The organism is Rhizobium ruizarguesonis, assembly GCF_012349115.1.
Lineage (GTDB): Bacteria > Pseudomonadota > Alphaproteobacteria > Rhizobiales > Rhizobiaceae > Rhizobium > Rhizobium ruizarguesonis.
In genome coordinates this window covers 1-648 of the sequence record NZ_PQIG01000027.1, presented here as the reverse complement: position 1 = coordinate 648, position 648 = coordinate 1, and the positions used below count along the sequence as shown (strand labels likewise).

Below are 648 nucleotides of genomic sequence, written 5' to 3'. Positions count from 1 at the left end.
AGCGGGCGTCGTCGATCGCCTGGACGAGCTGCTTGACGGCTTCGTCGGAGGTCTTGATCTGGCCGTGGACGAACTTCGAGACGACATCCTTGTAGGCGTTAGCGATCGCCGGAGGAGCGCCGTAGCCTTGCGCCAGCGAGCCGAACAGCGTGCCGCCTTCGTTGGCTGCCTTCAGGTCGGCAATGCCCTTCTTGCCGCAAGCGTCGAAGTCGGTGTCGGGAACGTCGGTACGGGCCGGCACCGAACCCTTGACGACGTTGAAGGCCGACTGGAAGCTCTTCGACAGCGTCGCGGTCGCCAGCGCCACCTGGGCCGCCTTGCGGTCGTCGGGAACGTTGAACATGCCGAACATGTCGGAGTTGTAGACCACGCTGCCGTCGGTGCCGGGGAAGCGGTAGCACAGGAAGTCGGTGTCCGGCGTCTTCTTGGCGGCGACGAATTCGCCCTTGGCCCAGTCGCCCATCACCTGCACCAGCGCGTCACCCTTGATGACCATGGCGGTCGCGAGATTCCAGTCGCGGCCCGAGAAGTTCGGATCGACATATTTGATGATCGTGGCGAGGTTATCGAACGACTTCTTCATCGTGTCGGATTTCAGCGATTCCTCGTCGAGGTCGTTGAAGGCCTTCTTGTAGAACTCCGGACCGC

1 pseudogene is annotated in these 648 nt (G+C 62.5%); it reads right to left on the bottom strand.

What is annotated here, in order from left to right:
• A pseudogene (locus C3Y91_RS38840) lies at positions 1-648 on the bottom strand (sugar ABC transporter substrate-binding protein); the annotation flags it as partial.